The following is a 277-nucleotide window of genomic DNA, read 5'->3' on the forward strand; positions in this document are numbered from 1 at the left end:
GCCGCTCGGCCGCTAGTGGCATAATCGTGCGGACGGCGGCCCGCCCTTCGCCGTCGAGCACGATCCTCACCTCGCCATAGTCCAGCCCAAGCGCATACAGTGCGCGTATCGCCGTCCGCGCCGCGCGCCGCAGCTGCGGGTCGCGATAAATGACAGGCTGATCGTGAGGATCGACAGCGGTCTGGACTCCGTCATCGCCATAAGCGCCTGCGACGGATCCAGCAACAGTAGCATTTGGCGTCTGCCCCCCTCTCCACATGGCAGCTGCATCGTCTGG

Annotated in this window: 1 pseudogene; it reads right to left on the reverse strand. The window is 65.7% G+C overall.

Going from position 1 to position 277, the window contains the following annotated elements:
* Positions 1 to 259 (reverse strand): annotated as a pseudogene (locus PA598K_RS35760) (hypothetical protein); the annotation flags it as partial.
* Positions 260 to 277 lie beyond the last annotated feature (18 nt).

Origin of the sequence: Paenibacillus sp. 598K (genome assembly GCF_003851045.1) — a bacterium.
In the GTDB taxonomy this organism is placed as follows: Bacteria; Bacillota; Bacilli; order Paenibacillales; family Paenibacillaceae; genus Paenibacillus_D.